A 16,408-nucleotide genomic window follows, 5' to 3' on the forward strand; every position below is an offset into this window, starting at 1 on the left:
GTGAATTAGCGGCAACATAATCCCAACAAGATATGTTGCCAGACAGGCTGTGATCTTATCGGAAAGTACGTAGTATAGGAAAGGTATAGCTTACCATTCTAGATTAACTGAGGAGGTTAATATCCGTCATTTAGTACCATCGCCACAGGATTTATGGTTTTTACCCTTAGGTGGCACAGGTGAAATCGGTATGAACATGAATCTTTATGGGCATGACGGCCAATGGTTGATGGTAGATTGCGGTGTGTCTTTTAATGAGTCTTTATCGTCTCAAGATGCACTGACATCCGAAGTGGTTAGTGCGGATCCTAGCTTTATCAGTGAACAAAAAGAGCGTTTAGCCGGTATGGTGATTACTCATGCACATGAAGATCATGTCGGGGCGGTACCTTATTTATGGCGGCGTTTTAAATGTCCTGTCTACACGACGCGTTTTACCGCTGAAGTCTTGCGCCGTAAATTGGCTCAAGTTGGTTTAGAACAAGATGTGCCAATCATCATTGTCGATGATGGTGAGAGTAAACGGATTGGTCCATTTCAAGTCACTTGGTTGGCCTTAACCCACTCCATGCCTGACGCTTTTTCAGTGACCATTGATACGCCAGCCGGACGAGTGTTTCATACTGGTGATTGGAAAATCGACAAACAACCTGTGGTTGGAGAAGGCTTTGTGGCCAGTCGCTTTAGTGCGTTAGCGAAGCAAAACATGCTCGCCATGGTGTGCGATTCAACCAATGCCCTGCAAGCGGGTCATTCCCTTTCTGAAAGCGACTGTTATCAAGGTTTGTTGGCGGCGATCAAAGGTGAAAAAAATCGCGTAGTCGTTGGCTGTTTTAGCAGTAATCTGGCGCGCTTGGTGTCGCTCGGGCGAGTGGCACAAGAAACGGGACGCTACTTGGCGTTAATCGGCCGCTCTTTACTGAATATGGTCAGCATTGCTCGTACCACAGGTCATTGGCCTGAGGATTTGCCTTTAATTGACGCCGCGCACATTGGTTACTTACCTCGTGAAGAGGTGTTGGCGGTGGCGACCGGCAGTCAGGGGGAACCCCGAGCAACCTTAAACCGTTTGGCCGCAAATAACTGTTTTGACTTGACGCTGGAGGCCGACGATCTGGTGCTGTTTTCCGCCATGATGATTCCGGGTAATGAAAACGACATTATGCGTTTGGTGAGTCAATTTAAAGGCCAAAACATTCGCACCTTACAACAGCAGGATACGGATCTGGCGATTCATGTGAGTGGTCACCCTTATCAGGATGAATTACGACAACTGTATTCTTGGGTGCAGCCAGAAATCGCCATTCCTGTTCATGGGGAGGCGGCGCACTTAGCGGCCAATGCCGAGGTAGCCAAAGCCAGTCATGTACCAAGGCAGCTGGTTGGAAAAAATGGCGACCTGTATCAACTTGCGCCGAATGTTACTGTGATACGCCAAGCCGTAAAAACCGGCCGCATTGCCTTACTGCGTTAGTTGGACTCAAAGATGGGCGCAAACACCGTTTTGGCGGTTTTTCCGGGAATTTCTTTGGCGAGCCTTGGTACTAGATAGCCAGGTAATTCGGCGGCGACCTTGCCCATGAGTTGCTGGGCCGTTTCAACGGAAAGGTCGAAGTGTGCCGCCCCCGCAACGGGGTCGAGTGTAAACAGGTAATAAGGCAAAATGCCGGCCGAGAAAACCGCTTCACTTAAATCCACTTGCGCTTGCACCGTATCGTTAATGCCTTTAAGTAGCACGCCTTGATTTAACAAAGTGACGCCTATTTTTTTGAGCTTAAAGGCCGCCTCAATTACTTCTTGATCAACTTCATTAGCATGATTAATGTGCCACACCATAACAATGTCTAAACGGCTTTTGGAAAAGCGGGTGAGCAAGGCATCGCTAATGCGGACAGGGATGACCACAGGAAGACGAGAGTGAATGCGTAAGCGTTTGATTTGCGGTAAGTCTTCTAACTTGAGTAGCTTATCCGCCAGTAAGGCATCCTTCATCATCAGTGGGTCACCACCGCTTAAAATGACTTCATTGACCTCTGGATGAGCTTCTAGGTAGTCGATCACACTTTGCCATTCGGCTTGTGCTAATTGGTTATCACCATAAGGAAAATGCCGACGAAAACAGTAGCGACAGTTTATCGCACAGGTGCCAGTGGTAATGACCAGCAGACGGCGTTTGTACTTATGTACAATGGCTTTTTGCGGAGTGTGCTCCGCTTCGTCTAATGGGTCTGCCGTATAGCCAGGAACCATCTGCATTTCGCGTGGACTGGGAAGGATTTGCTTTAACAAAGGGTCGTCAGGGTTGCCGTATTCGATGCGTGATAAATAAGGACGAGGCGCTAACAGACGAAAACTTTGGTGTGCTGCCATGCCTTCGGGAATCAAGTCTTTTGGTAATCCTAGATGGTCAATGAGCTCAGGTAAGGAAGTAATCGCCTGAGTAAGGTGTTCGGGCCAAGTTAGCGTCTGTTCAGTTTGAATTGGTATCACGTCAAATATCTGCAAAATTGAGTTAATTTAGGTTATGATTGCGCCAACGAATTTCGGCCAATGAGGCCTTTGGCTCATAAAGATCTCTGCAAACGCTATTTTATAATGAATGACATAAAAACGTTTGCAGAGATCTTAGACTGACATGATACGCCAGTCAGAGCTTTTTCTCTAAACATATACGGTGAGGATGTATGGCAAATATTTCTACCAGCGACATGCGCGGCGGCACAAAAGTAATGGTTGATGGCGATCCATGTGCAGTTTTGGATAACGAACACGTAAAACCCGGTAAAGGTCAAGCCTTTAACCGTTTAAAGTTGCGTAACCTGAAAACCGGTCGTGTTTGGGAACGTACCTTTAAGTCTGGCGATACTTTGGAAGCAGCTGATGTAATGGATACCGATATGGAATACCTTTACACAGATGGTGAGTTCTGGCATTTCATGGCGGTTGACGGTTCGTTTGAGCAACACGCAGCAGATGAAAATGCCATTGCCGATACGAAGAATTGGTTGAAGGAACAAGAAAAATACGTTGTCACTCTATACAACGGAGCGCCACTGGCGGTGACGCCACCAAACTTCATTGAATTGGAAGTGGTTGATACGGATCCGGGTGTAAAAGGTGATACGGCGAACGGAGGTTCTAAACCAGCTTTCTTAACCACAGGTGCTATGGTTCGTGTGCCTTTGTTTATCAATATTGGTGAAGTGCTTCGTGTAGACACTCGCAGTGGTGAATACGTTTCGCGCGCGACGGGCAAATAAGCCTTGTTAGCACAGTAGGATCGAAGAGAAAGGGAAGCGTCGGCTTCCCTTTTTTATGCCCGCGATTTGTTAATTGTCTGCTGTCTTACCTGACAAAATGTGTTCGGCTGCTTTATTGGCGATTGCCAGTGTTGGGGCGGTGGTATTGCCGCTGACCAAGGTGGGCATGATAGAAGCATCAACCACTCGGAGTTTATCTATGCCGATCACTTTCAGGTTTTCATCGACAACCGACATATCATCTGTGCCCATTTTGCAGGTGCCAACTGGGTGATAAATGCTTTCTGCGTGTTGTCGTATGTAGTCGATTTTTTCGGCTTCCGTTAAGATTGACTTGGCTGGACGCCAAGTTTGTTTGGAAAACCTTTTTAGTTTAGCTTGTTGTAAAATCTCATTGGCACAGTCGAATGCTCTTAGCATGCCCTGCATGTCTTCTGCTGTGGATAAATAGTTAGCTTCAATTCTAGGTGCATCAAAGGGGGAATTAGAATGCAAACCAATATGACCACGACTGGTAGGGCGCAGTAAGCATGCTCGCAGGGTATAACCAAAATATCGCGTGGTGGGCCACAGATTCAGACCGTGATCCACTTCCACAGCAGGCAAAAAATGCAGTTGTACATCGGGTCTTGGGTTGTCTTTTTGGGTGGTAACAAAGGCACCTGCTTCCGCCATATTTGAGGCCAATAAACCGCGACGCTTAGTGTATTGAATTACGGCCTTGATGCCTTGTGGTAAGAAGCTTGGGTGAAAGGAAATACTGGAGCGGGTTTTGTCCAAGTGAATCAAGCTTATGTCTAAATGGTCTTGCAAATTTTGTCCTACCCCCGCTAGTTCATGTTCTACTTTAATACCGTGAGGGGTTAATTCATGACTCGTACCAATGCCGGATAACATAAGAATCTGCGGGCTGTGTATGGCGCCAGCGGACAAGAGAATTTCTTTATCCGCTTTGAGAAAATGCGATTTGCCGTCCTTGCGATACAAAACACCTGTGGCGGCTTTATCTTGCAACTGAATCTTTTCCACTTGTGCTTGTGAAATGATGGTCAAGTTGGTTCTTTGCTTAGCTTTATTGAGAAACGCGTGAGCCGCGCTGCAGCGTTGACCTCGATTTTGCATCACATCGTAAAAGCCTGCGCCCAATTGCTTGGCACCATTGAAATCAGCGTTAAGAGGTAAACCGTATTCTCGGCAGGCGTCGATAAAAGCTTGCGAAAGAGGGTGCTGGTGTCGAAGTGCTTGTACTTGTAATTCGCCATCGCCTCCATGCCAAGTATTTTCGCCTCTATGATAATGCTCAGTGGCTTTGAAATGAGGTAATAAGCTGGCGTAATCCCATCCCTCAACACCCTGTCTTTGCCAATCATCATAATCTTCGGCTTGGCCGCGGGTGTAACACATGGCATTGATGGCAGAACTACCGCCTAAGCCTTTGCCTCTGGGCCAAAATAGTTGTCGATTGTTTAATTCCGGTTCGGCTTTGGTACGTAATGCCCAATTAAATTTGCGGCTACGCATTAAACCAATAATGCCGGCGGGAATGGTGACTAAGGGATGGTTATTTGAACCGCCTGCTTCCAGAAGGGTGACTTGCCATTGCGGGTTTTGAGACAAGCGTTCGGCTAACAAACAGCCTGCCGCACCGCCGCCAATGATGATGTAATCCATATAAAGCACTCGTTTTGTTATTGGTATCGCGCTAATGAATTGATGTTACCTTATGTTTGTTCATGACAGAACCAATAAAAAAAGGGAAACCATTTTGGTTTCCCTTTCCCATGTGAGAGCAAAATACTACAGCTCTACAATCAACTTACCTTGGTTTTTGCCTTCAAACAGCATGTTAATACCGCTGGTGGCATTTTCTAAACCTTTTAAGGTGTGAGCTCGATATTTCAACTCCCCTTTTGTTAGCATGCCGCCCAATGCTTGTCCGTATTCTGGAATACGATGGAAATGATCCGGCATAGTGAAGCCTTGGATAGTCAATCGACGCTTGATAATGCCTACCCAGCTTGGTCCTGGAGCCGGCTCAGCTTTCTGATAATCAGCAATCAAACCACATACTGCAATACGACCGTGTGGGTTCATGCGATCAAAAATTGGCCCTTGCGCTGTGCCACCGGTATTTTCAAAAAACAGATCAATACCATTGGGCGTGGCATTGTGTAACTGTTCAACAAAGTCTGCGTCTTTATAATTAATGGCGTGATCAAAGCCCAGCTCACTGGTTAGCCACTGGCACTTTTCATCCGAACCGGCCACACCAATTACGGTCAGGCCTTTATTTTTCGCCATTTGTCCTACCAAAGAACCAACTGAACCTGCCGCTGCGGTGACGATAAGCGTCTGACCTGCTTCCGGTTTTAATACTTCAAATACACCGTGGTAGGCAGTGATGCCTGGCAGAGCGATCACAGATAAAATGGCTTCGGCGGGTAATTCTTTCGGGATCTGGTTAAGGTTGTCGCCATTGCTTAGTGCATATTCGGTCAAGCCCATAAGCCCCATTACACGGCTGCCAACGGGGAATTTATCGTTTTCAGAGGCAACGACTTCACCGATACCGCTAGCGCGCATGGTGTCGCCTAATTTCACTGGCGGAATATAGCTGTTTTCATCAGGGCTCATCCAGCCACGCATGGCAGGGTCTAGTGATAAATGTGTTAGTTTTACCAACACTTCACCTTCTGAAGGCTGAGGTATTGCTTGCGTGACCATGTCAAACAAGTCTTCGGTGATTTCAAGCTCTGGGCGTTTCACGAGCTTAATTGATCGATAAGACATGTAATATTCTCCTTTATAAATATGCCGAATAGTTTAGCTTAAATGAATGGACTAAATGGTCAATTTTTATGGAGTGAATGTGGTGTTATATTTTAATTGTGCCATTTCTAACATCCATTTCTTGAACGCATTGACTGAAGATAAGTGCGCGACTCTTTGAGGAATGACTAAATAGTAATCCTGTCCTTGGATTTGAAAAAAATAATCTTCTTTACCACACATAAGCCAGTGGTTTTTGAGTGAGTGTTCTGCTGCTACTTGGCCTAATAAAGCGATACCTTGTCCTGATAAGGCTGCTTGTATTGTGAAGTTTTCATCATTGAAGTACTGGATTTTGGCGCGAGGGAAGGTACTAAGTAACTGCTCATTAAAGTCTAGAGGAGCTAATGTCGGATTTTTCCATTGAGTCGCGAAAAACTGTATTGGTGGTTTTTCTTCAAGGCATGTTTGCCAGTAACTTGGAGTGGCATATAGAGAAAAGGACTCAGTAAATAAGGCGTGGCTTTTTAATGTGCTTTTGTGAGAAAGCACAGAAGAGTCTCCATATCGAATAACGACATCAATGCGACGATCATTTTCTATATCGACTATTTCATCTTCGCCCTGTATTTGGATATTGATATCTGGGTTAAGTGATTGAAACAGATTTAAATTTGGGACTAACCATTTCGCTGCAAAGGAGTTTGTTGTGCTGACTGTCAAATTATTGGGGGATTTCTTTAAGGCATTAATTTTTGTTAGTAACCCGTGTAGTGATTGATACGCGGTGTTTGCGAGTATTTTGCCTTCCGGTGTTAGAATGACTTTTCTGGTTCTACGTTCAAAAAGCTTGATATTCAGCTCGTCTTCAAGTGCTCGAATTTGATGAGAGACGGCTGTTGGTGTGACATTTAATTCTACGGCAGCAGCTTTAAAACTGCCAAGCCGTGCAGACGCTTCAAAAGCTCGAATACTCTTGAGAGAGGGTAACTTCTGAAACACGAGATTGTCCTTTATAGATGAATTAAAGTTATTTGTAGAAAAAATCTAATCGTTTGTCATATGTAATGTATGAATGAAAACTGTCCTCTGAAAATTATGAAATAACAGAGGTGTTTTAATGAATAATATACTGCATATTGACTCTAGTGTCCGCTTTGCTGAAGGTGAATCTTCGAGTCATACATCCATTTCCAAATCTTTAGGTCAACATTTTATACAAACATGGATGAAAAAAAACAATTTAACAAAGGTAGTGTATCGAGACTTGGCCAATAATCCGCCTGAGTTTATTTCAATGGATTGGCTGGCGGCTGCGTTTACCGAAAAAGGGGGGTGTTCGGAGTGGCAAAAGAGAGTGCTTGAGCAGTCAGATTTGTATTATGAAGAAGTAAAACAGGCTGATTTGATTTTGATAACCGCGCCCATGCATAACTACGGCATGCCTGCTGTTCTAAAGGCTTGGTTTGATCAGGTCTTACGGTTAAACCATACCTTTACCTTCGATCTTAAAAGAGGGGACTTTCCGATTGAGCCTATGTTGTTTGGAAAAGTGTTGGTATTACTAACTTCAACGGGTGAGTTTGGCTTTCAAGTCGGTGGGGTTAGGGAAGAAATGAATCATCTCGGCCCTCATGTAGAACTGCTTGGACGTTATTTAGGGGCAGAGTCTTTTTATGAAATAGGTTCTGAGTTTCAAGAATTTAAAGATGTAAGGCATCAACATTCGATTGCGAACGCAAGAATACAAATAGAAAGCCTAGTAACTGATTTATTAAGACCGTAAAGCAAAAAATTCGACTTCTCATGTGAGAAGTCGAATTTTATTTTTTTGACTTAGGTCGTTTATTTGCTAATCAGTTTGTCCACAGACAAAAAGCCTGCGCCACTGAAAGCCAAAGATAAGCTGGCAACTAACAAAGTTAGAGCATACTCATAGCCGTTGTTTGCCATGAAAAGGCCATTGCTGAAATGCACAGAGAAGATGGCGATCAACATAGTAAATGCTAAGGCAACACCGGCTGGACGAACCAACAAACCAATGACCAAAGCCAAACCACCAAAGAATTCTGCGCTGCCGGCCATCAACGCCATTAAGTAGCCAGGTTCAAGGCCGATTGAAGCCATCCACTGACCTGTGCCTTCCAGACCATAGCCGCCGAATGAGCCAAACAGTTTTTGGGCGCCATGAGCCATTAGAATCAAACCGACTGGAATACGCAGAATGGTGCTCGCCCAGCCAGAAGAAGTACGAGTAATGTTTTGAATGAATGCTTGCATAGTTTTTACCTTGATATTTTTTATGGACGATAGAAATACTATATACAATTTATGACAGAATAAGTAACGAAGTATTTTGATTTAGCGATTCAAAAAAGTTGAACAACAATAAGACTCATTCCTCAGAGAGGGGAACTTTGTTTAACTCACTTTGCTGTTGACTAACTCACATAAGCTTAATAATTGCTGATGAGTATTGTGCTTGTCCGCTTCCGCTTCTAGGGGCCAGCCACAGTTGATACGAAAACAATCCGTATAAAAAGTGTGGGTACTAAAGCAAGCGCCGCTGCGAATGTCTATATTAAGTCGCTGAGCATCCGTCTCTAATTGAACCGCATCCAACCCAGGCACTTGTATCCATAACACCATTCCGCCTTGTGGTGTGCTGATTTTAGCCTTTACTGGTAACGCTTTGGCTAAGACTTGTTGATATTGGTGAATGTGTTGTCCCATTTGATAACGAATGTTGTGAACATGGCGACGGTATTCGCCAGTATTGATAAATTCAGCCATGCAGGATTGTACTAAGCCATTCACGCCAAAACTGGTGAGTGTGTGCTTACGCATGTATTCCGTGAAATAGCGGCCAGGCTGACACCAGCCTAGTCGCATGCCTTCGGCCAAAATCTTTGAAAAAGACCCGCACCAAATCACATAGCCTTGTTGATCCCAATACTTTGCTGGCAAAGGCACGTCTTTTAGATGGCTTAATTCAAAATAGACATCGTCTTCTATCATAGGAATCTGATATTTTGCGGCCAGTGCCGCTAAGGCTTGTTTTTGCTGATCAGAAAAGCTGATGCCATTGGGGTTGATGTTGTTGGTGCTAAACAGAGAAGCCTTGACTGTACCTTGTTTGAGTAATCGCTCAAATTGCGGTAAATCTATTCCTGCTTGCCCAATGGGTACTTCTATCACCTGTCTGGATAAGGTGGCCAGCAAATCCAACAGTCCACTGAAACAGGGAGAGCCAATAGCGATGGTGTCGCCTTCACGAGTTAGGGTTTCGATGGCTTTTTTGACACTGTCGATACAGCCATTGGTAATCACCAGCTCGTGGCTAGAAAAGGCCAAACCATAACCGCGTAAATGCTCAGTTAAGGCGTTTCTCAATACGGTTTCCCCTTGAATATCAGGGTATTGAAAAAGCGGCTGGCTGGCACGATGAGCGACACGTTTGATGCTGCGTTGCAAACCAGTGTTGGGCAAGAGTTGTGGCGCGATCATAGAGGTGCCAAGCGGACTGAAAAATTCAGAGTGCGGATTGTAGCCACGACTGGGGGCATACTTCTTCGGGTCTCTTTGTTCCATTAATAGATTAGAAAGGGCAGGAAAGGCGGTGTCCTTGATGCGACTAGCAACGAAATAGCCGGCCTGTGGTCTAGCATAAATCCAACCGGTTTGTTGAAGATAGTGATAAGCGCGGGTTGCCGTGGTCATACTGATTTGATGCTGTTTTGTGACTTTTCTAAGGGCGGGTAGACGTGCTCCAGCAGGCAGTTTATGGCTATTAATGAGCTCAATAAAATGTTCTGCCAAACGTTCAAACTTAGGCATATGGCCATCCTTTTCCTTATTGAGATAAGTGAATTGTATCAGCGTAGCAAAATTGTACTCTTATTTTTATTAAAAATTGAATCTGCACTCTTTTGTCATTGGTCGTGATACTAACGATGTCGTGTATTGCTTTGCAATGAGAAAGGAAGAAGAGAATGAAACTGAGAGACTTTGGATTATTGTTTGCCTTGATGGCCTTATGGGGGATGAACTTTAGCGTGATTAAATTAGGAGTGAATCATATTGATCCTCTTATGCTGACAGCATTGCGTTTTACCTTTGCAGTGTTTCCTTTGGTGTTTTTTATTAAGCGTCCGAATGTGCAATGGCGTTATCTTATTGCTTATGGGCTGTCATTTGGCGTGGGGGTTTGGGGACTCACTACTTTGTCGATTCGTTTAGGTTTATCGGCGGGCATGGCCTCATTGTTACTTGATATGAGTGTGGTGAGCAGCTTGTTGGTGGGCTATTTTGTATTGAAAGAGAGGCTGACGGTCAACAAGTTATTGGGAGCGGGACTGGCCTTGATTGGCCTATTCATCATAATGCAGGCGGATGGTGGTGCTATCACTGTGGCTGGACTGGTATTGGTATTGTTCGCCTCGACGTGTTGGAGCCTAAATGGTGTCATCGTGAAGTGGGCCAATACACGAGACATTTTTGCCTTTAATGTATGGGGTATGTTGTTTGCCCCTGCACCTTTGATATTGCTTGCTGTGATGTTAAATGGCATGGATGCAATAACGACTTTGCTCACCGAATTTAACCAGTCGGCCTTGTTTTCTGCTTTATTTCAGGCCTACCCAACCACCTTATTGGGCTATTGGTTTTGGAATAAAATGATAATGAAATACGCGATTTCCAGTGTTGCCCCTATGACTTTGTTGGTGCCAGTGTTTGGCATATTAGGTGGGTATTGGTTTTACGATGAGGTCATTTCTCTCAGTCAGATAGTGGCGGGTGGTCTGATTCTTGCTGGTTTATTGATCAGTCAAATGTCATGGACTGGGTTGCGTTTAAAACGCAGTCTAGTTTGAGGTTGGTTAGCGAAAATACTAAAACGTCAAGTTAGCAAAGGAAGAAAACAATGCAGGACATTCACTATGGTTTGATTTTAATCGCCGCTTTCGTGGCAACGGCAAGTCCTGGACCTGCCACCTTAGCCATTGCGGGTACGGCTATGAGTTCAGGGCGACCTCATGGTATCGCAACCGCGTTTGGTGTTTTAACAGGGTCTTTTCTTTGGTCTTTTTCTGGCGCCTTTGGCATGGCCGCCGTGATGTACGCCAATGTATGGTTATTTGAAATCTTGCGTTACCTTGGCGCTGCTTACCTACTTTTTCTGGCGTTTAAGTCCTTTAAGTCGGTAGTGCGTCCTAAGCCAATCACGTTGGAGCAGATGACTTCAAACTCTTTGCAAATGAGTTATTTACGTGGCTTGGGAATACACTTAACTAATCCTAAGGTTATTTTGTTCTTTGGTGCTTTGTATTCCATGGGGGTGCCAAGCGGCGTAGCAGTCCAAGGTTTGCTGACGATCATTTTTATGATTGGTTTGCAAAGTATGTGTCTGTTTCTTGGCTATGCTTTATTGTTTTCTCATGAAACTTTTCGACGTCTCTATTTTAGAATGAGTCGAGTATTTGATAGCCTGTTTACCCTGTTTTTCGGTGTGGCAGGTGTGAAAATGCTACTCAATAAAATCACACCATAAATTGACTGAGGCTAGTGGGATAATTTTGCTATGATGGGCTTTATTTTTTAGGACCTTTTCCTATGTATGATGCCGCATTATGGCAACCCAGTGCCGAACTTTCTGTATTACGTCAGCGCGCGGACTTATTTGGCAAAATACGACAATTCTTTGCTGATCGTGACGTGATGGAAGTGGATACTCAGAGTTTGTCTTTGGCGAGTATTTCTGATCCTCACATTGAGGTGCTCACCGCCAACACCCACTCAATGGGGCAAGACCTTACCTATTATTTGCAAACCTCACCTGAGTTCGCCATGAAGCGTTTACTGTGCACTGGCGCTGGCTCGATTTATCAATTAGGTAAGGTGTTTAGAGCTGAGGAAATGGGCCGTCGCCACAGTATTGAATTCACTATGTTGGAATGGTACCGCATCAGCTTTGATCATTGGCAATTGATGGATGAGATTGAGGCGTTATTGCAAACCTTGATTGCACCAAGTGTGATTTGTGAATCCCTCAGTTACAGGCAAGCTTTCATCGATTTCACTGGACTGGATCCTTGGCACGCCAGTCTTTTGGAATTGCAGCGTTGCGCACATCAAGTAAATGAATATGGCTTGCAAGAAGAGGACAGGGACACCTTGTTAGAGCTGATTTTTGCCACGGTTATTGAGCCTAGCATTGGTCAGCAGCAGCCTTGCTTTATTCACAGTTATCCTGCTTCGCAAGCCGCGTTGGCAAAATTGCACCAAGATGCGGATGGCAATCAGGTGGCGGCTCGATTTGAGCTTTATTGGCGAGGCATGGAATTGGCCAATGGCTATCATGAACTGACCGATGCCCAAGAGCAGGCGGCGCGTTTTGCGCAAGATAAAGCGCAAAGACAGATGGCCGGATCAGCAGAGCGTCAGTTTGATGAGCGTTTGGTGAGTGCATTAGCGCAAGGAATGCCTGATTGCGCTGGCGTGGCGTTAGGTGTTGATCGTTTGCTCATGCTAATCTGTGATAAGAAGGACATTGCCGAAGTATTGGCATTTGCTCATGAAAGGGCTTAATTGATTTAAGTAAATGAGGTTTTGGTGAGCAAGTTATCCGATACGTTGAGTGAGGCCGCTGCTCTGTCTGTGGCACCGAGAAAAATCATCGTACTGTCTTTGTTGGCAATTTTTTTGCTGGTCATTGTCATTATCTGGAAAGGTGGTGAGGCTCTTAAGCACCGTCAGATTGAAGATTTACAACTGACGTCAGAAGAGCAATTAGCGCAATTGGCCAGTGTGATTGAAAGTGCCATTGCCAAATACCAGCATATGCCGACCTTGTTGGCGACCAACGGTCGAGTCAAAAAAGCCCTGCGTGATGGCTTTTATCACGATATCTCTCAGCTAAATCTCGAACTTGAGCAGATCAACCGAATTACAGAGGCGTCCGACAGTTATATTTTGAATAAGGACGGTCTTACCATCGCGGCGTCAAATTACCAAAGTGATGCCAGTTTTATTGGTAATAATTTCGCCTTCAGACCCTATTTTCAACAAGCTATTCAAGGCAAACCGGGGCGCTATTATGCCTTGGGAACCACTTCGAATCGACGCGGCTATTATTTTTCTTACCCTGTTGTTGATGAAGAAGAGATCATAGGTGTGGCCGTGGTGAAAGTGGACATCAGTCAGTTTGAGAAACGCTTTGCCAATCAAAATTATGACTTCCTACTACTTGATCCAGATGGTGTAGTGTTCAGCAGCTCAAGACCAAGTTGGCTGTATCAAGTTTTGCGTGGCTTGTCTTACAGCGAACTGAAGCGCATTGCCGAGTCCCAGCGTTACAAAGACAGACCCATTGAAAAATTGCCTATTGCGTACCAGAAACCTTTGAGTGAAAGGGCCACCTTAGTTGATGTGCTAGAAACCAATCCCTTGAATGGTGAACTCGAACGCCGTTCTTACTTGAAAATGAGTCGACCCATTCAGCTATTAGGTTTTACCATTTCTATTTTATCACCATTGCAACTGATCAATGAAGAAATAGCCCTATGGCGCGCTATTTTTGCGGGTGGTTTAACCATTACTGGTTTATTGGCTGGTTTGGCTTTATTGCGTCGCCGCATGCTATTGGAGCGCTATAACGCTAATGAAATGACACGTCATAATCAGGCTTATATTCGTGAGGTGATCCAAAATACGCAAGCGGGCTTGGTGACTTTGGATGATAAGCATTGCATTGAATCTTTTAATCCAGCGATCGAGAAATTGGTCGGGCAATCTCTAAGCGACTTAATTGGTCAGCCCTTACAGACCTTGTTTCATGCCGATGATCAACAAGCGCTTGATAGTGTGTGGCGTGAAGACGATGAGCTGGGTATAAAAGTGGTGACAATGGAAGGGCAGTTGCAATGGGATTCTCAGCATCAGGTGCCTGTTGAAATGACCTTGTGTGAAATGAAATTGCCTAATCGTCGCAGTTATTTGGTGACCTTCCACGATATGACGGAGCGTAAGCGTTATGAGCATGAAGTGATGCAAGCTCAGTTAGAACTGGAAAAACGAGTGCGCGAACGTACTTTTGAACTGGAGCAGGCTAACCTGTTGTTGCGCCAAGAGATGGATGGTCACCAAGATACACAAAGAGAGCTGATTCAGACCGCGAAATTGGCTGTGCTTGGGCAGTTGAGTGCGGGGTTGAATCATGAGTTAAACCAGCCTTTAACGGCGATTCGCGCTTTTGCTGGTAATGGATTGAAATTTCTGGACAGACAAAACTATCAACAAGCTCATAGCAATTTGGAACAGATAAATCAGCTTGGGCAGCACATGAGTGATATCATTTCTCGTTTTAAGGTATTTGCTCGCAAAGGCGATGTTCAGCAGGGCCCCATTGCGATACAAACGGCCATAGTGGGGGCGATAAAAATCATTTCTCCACGTTACAAAGAAGTGGGCATTGAACTACAAGTACCAGAAGATCAAGGCTTTATTGTTCAAGGGGACATGGTGTTTCTAGAGCAAGTTTTGGTCAATTTGTTGGCCAATGCGGCAGATGCCATTCAAGAAGCGAAACCTAACTCGGTCGAACGCCAACAAAAAGTGTGTATTGAACAAAGTGCTGACGCGAAAGCCGTTTCCATTTGTGTGCGAGACTCGGGTGATGGTTTAACGGATGAAGCCATCAAGCATTTATTTGAGCCTTTCTTTACTTCTAAGTCTTCAGGCGTTGGCCTGGGCTTAGGTTTGTCGATCAGTCAGCGAATTGTTGAGGTGATGGGGGGGCAGATAAAGGCTCACAACTGCTCTGAAGGTGGTGCAGAATTTGTGGTGACATTGTCACGCTTCCAATCCAAAAAAATTAATGAAAGAGAACAGCATGACGGATAAAAATCAGGTAATTTTAATTGACGATGAACAAGCTGTTCGCATGGCCATTTCTCAAACTTTGGCGCTGGAGGACTTTGCCGTCGCTGAGTTCAGTGCCACGCAAGGAGTGACAGAAAAGCTATCAATAGATTGGCCAGGGGTGATTGTCAGCGATATTAATCTGCCAGGGCAAAATGGTTTGGAGTTGTTCGAAGACGTTAAAAAAATTGATGCCGAAATCCCCTTCATTCTGATAACGGGGCACGGTGATATCAGCATGGCCGTCAGTGCGATCCGTGACGGTGCGTATGACTTTATTGAAAAGCCTTTTTCCAACGAGGATTTTGTGGAAGTGGTTCGACGTGCCAGTGAAAAACGCCGTTTGACACTGGAGAACCGCAACTTACGTCTTGAGCTCGCTGCTCAAAATGCGCCCGGACCACGTATTATTGGCAACACACCAGGTATTCATCGCTTGCGCCAAGCCCTGTTGCATGTAGCGGATACTGGTGCCGATATTTTAATTCAAGGTGAAACGGGAACCGGAAAAGAGCTGGTAGCGAGGTACATTCATGAGCATAGCTCACGACGTGGTCACCCTTTTGTGGCCATTAACTGTGGTGCCGTGCCGGATTCTATTATGGAGTCTGAATTGTTTGGACACGAAAAAGGCGCGTTTACGGACGCCAAAACACAGCGTATTGGTAAGTTAGAGCACGCTAATGGCGGTACTTTGTTCCTAGATGAAATCGAAAGCATGCCAATGTCCATGCAAATTCGTCTATTGCGAGTGTTAGAGGAAAGACGCTTAGAACGTTTGGGATCGAATAAAGCCATTGATCTGGATTTACGTATTCTCGCGGCGACAAAAGTGGATTTGAAGCAGTTAAGTGAAGGAGATAGCTTTCGCGAAGATTTGTATTACCGGCTCAATGTCGTACGAGTAGACATCCCCCCTTTGCGAGAGCGTAAAGATGATATTTCCTTATTGTGGCAACACTTCTGTCTAGTTGCGACGGCGCAGTACAAACGTGAATCTGAGCCCTTGTCTGCGGCTCGTATGCATAGCTTGTTAAGCTATGATTGGCCAGGTAATGTACGTGAGTTAAGGAATTTGGCCGAACGTTATGTCTTAATGGGGGAGGCTGGCTCCTTTGAATTTGATCAAATTATCATCAATGAAAATAACCCAGGGGTCATGACGTTACCTGAGCAAATGGAACGTTTTGAAAAAACTCTATTAGAGCAGGAGTTGATACGACAAAAGGGCTCAATCAAAGACACCATGGATGCTTTGGGTTTACCGAGGAAAACCCTGTATGACAAAATGCGTAAATACGATTTGGATAAAGATTTGTATAAACAATAGCCCTCGGTAGGTAAAGAAATGTTAAATCACTAAGAGATTGTTTACTTATGTAATCGTTTTTTGTAACTTAGAAATTCATGTCAATTCTTCTTACCGTGAATGCTTTCTATCGCTCAGTTTGATGCTGTTT

The 16,408-nt window shown here is 44.8% G+C and carries 14 protein-coding genes; 8 read left to right on the plus strand and 6 right to left on the minus strand.

Annotated features, from left to right (window positions below; translation table 11 throughout):
• Positions 1–190: 190 nt before the first annotated feature.
• Positions 191–1,474: a ribonuclease J gene (locus tag ACHUFM_RS09925; RefSeq protein WP_394181906.1), complete on the plus strand. Its 1,284-nt coding sequence runs from the start codon at positions 191–193 to the stop codon at positions 1,472–1,474.
• Here the strand turns inward: ACHUFM_RS09925 and epmB are convergent.
• On the minus strand, positions 1,471–2,490 hold the full coding sequence (gene epmB / locus ACHUFM_RS09930) for an EF-P beta-lysylation protein EpmB (protein WP_394181908.1): 1,020 nt from the start codon (positions 2,488–2,490) through the stop codon (positions 1,471–1,473). The two genes, ACHUFM_RS09925 and epmB, sit on opposite strands and share 4 nt — an antisense overlap.
• Before the next feature lie 194 nt (positions 2,491–2,684).
• Between epmB and efp the strand changes: the two genes are divergently transcribed.
• A complete protein-coding gene (gene efp / locus ACHUFM_RS09935; RefSeq protein ID WP_394181910.1) occupies positions 2,685–3,260 on the plus strand; it encodes an elongation factor P in 576 nt (191 codons plus the stop codon).
• Positions 3,261–3,329: 69 nt separating this feature from the next.
• Here efp and ACHUFM_RS09940 read toward each other — a convergent pair whose 3' ends face one another.
• From ACHUFM_RS09940 to ACHUFM_RS09950, 3 genes are all read right to left on the minus strand, one after another.
• Positions 3,330–4,931, minus strand: coding sequence for a GMC family oxidoreductase (locus tag ACHUFM_RS09940; RefSeq protein ID WP_394181912.1), 1,602 nt, complete (start codon positions 4,929–4,931; stop codon positions 3,330–3,332).
• Between the two features lie 126 nt (positions 4,932–5,057).
• On the minus strand, positions 5,058–6,050 hold the full coding sequence (locus ACHUFM_RS09945) for an NADP-dependent oxidoreductase (protein ID WP_394181914.1): 993 nt from the start codon (positions 6,048–6,050) through the stop codon (positions 5,058–5,060).
• Between the two features lie 66 nt (positions 6,051–6,116).
• On the minus strand, positions 6,117–7,031 hold the full coding sequence (locus tag ACHUFM_RS09950) for a LysR family transcriptional regulator (RefSeq protein WP_394181916.1): 915 nt from the start codon (positions 7,029–7,031) through the stop codon (positions 6,117–6,119).
• A gap of 118 nt (positions 7,032–7,149) precedes the next feature.
• On the opposite strand from ACHUFM_RS09950, the gene ACHUFM_RS09955 reads away from it, so the two are divergent.
• Positions 7,150–7,815, plus strand: a complete 666-nt coding sequence (locus ACHUFM_RS09955) for an FMN-dependent NADH-azoreductase (RefSeq protein WP_394181918.1) — start codon at positions 7,150–7,152, stop codon at positions 7,813–7,815.
• Positions 7,816–7,874: 59 nt separating this feature from the next.
• Here ACHUFM_RS09955 and ACHUFM_RS09960 read toward each other — a convergent pair whose 3' ends face one another.
• Together ACHUFM_RS09960 and ACHUFM_RS09965 are read right to left on the minus strand one after the other, a co-directional pair.
• Entirely contained in the window at positions 7,875–8,309 is a 435-nt protein-coding gene (locus tag ACHUFM_RS09960) for a DoxX family protein (protein ID WP_394181920.1), read from the minus strand.
• A gap of 141 nt (positions 8,310–8,450) precedes the next feature.
• Positions 8,451–9,866, minus strand: coding sequence for an aminotransferase-like domain-containing protein (locus ACHUFM_RS09965; RefSeq protein WP_394181922.1), 1,416 nt, complete (start codon positions 9,864–9,866; stop codon positions 8,451–8,453).
• Between the two features lie 155 nt (positions 9,867–10,021).
• Here ACHUFM_RS09965 and ACHUFM_RS09970 point away from each other — a divergent pair, with 155 nt between their 5' ends.
• The 5 genes from ACHUFM_RS09970 to ACHUFM_RS09990 all read left to right on the plus strand — a co-directional run bounded on the left by ACHUFM_RS09970 (position 10,022) and on the right by ACHUFM_RS09990 (position 16,278).
• Positions 10,022–10,903, plus strand: coding sequence for an EamA family transporter (locus ACHUFM_RS09970; protein WP_394181924.1), 882 nt, complete (start codon positions 10,022–10,024; stop codon positions 10,901–10,903).
• Between the two features lie 50 nt (positions 10,904–10,953).
• A complete protein-coding gene (locus tag ACHUFM_RS09975; RefSeq protein WP_394181925.1) occupies positions 10,954–11,580 on the plus strand; it encodes a LysE family translocator in 627 nt (208 codons plus the stop codon).
• 62 nt (positions 11,581–11,642) lie between these two features.
• Positions 11,643–12,617, plus strand: a complete 975-nt coding sequence (gene epmA / locus ACHUFM_RS09980) for an EF-P lysine aminoacylase EpmA (protein ID WP_394181927.1) — start codon at positions 11,643–11,645, stop codon at positions 12,615–12,617.
• Positions 12,618–12,641: 24 nt separating this feature from the next.
• The gene (locus ACHUFM_RS09985; protein ID WP_394181929.1) at positions 12,642–14,930 is read left to right on the plus strand and encodes an ATP-binding protein; all 2,289 of its coding nucleotides are present in this window, start codon (positions 12,642–12,644) and stop codon (positions 14,928–14,930) included.
• Positions 14,920–16,278, plus strand: coding sequence for a sigma-54-dependent transcriptional regulator (locus tag ACHUFM_RS09990; RefSeq protein ID WP_394181931.1), 1,359 nt, complete (start codon positions 14,920–14,922; stop codon positions 16,276–16,278). The genes ACHUFM_RS09985 and ACHUFM_RS09990 overlap by 11 nt, the downstream gene beginning before the upstream one ends.
• The last annotated feature ends 130 nt before the right edge of the window (positions 16,279–16,408 follow it).

The organism is Marinomonas posidonica, from assembly GCF_043643765.1.
In the GTDB taxonomy this organism is placed as follows: Bacteria; Pseudomonadota; Gammaproteobacteria; order Pseudomonadales; family Marinomonadaceae; genus Marinomonas; species Marinomonas posidonica_A.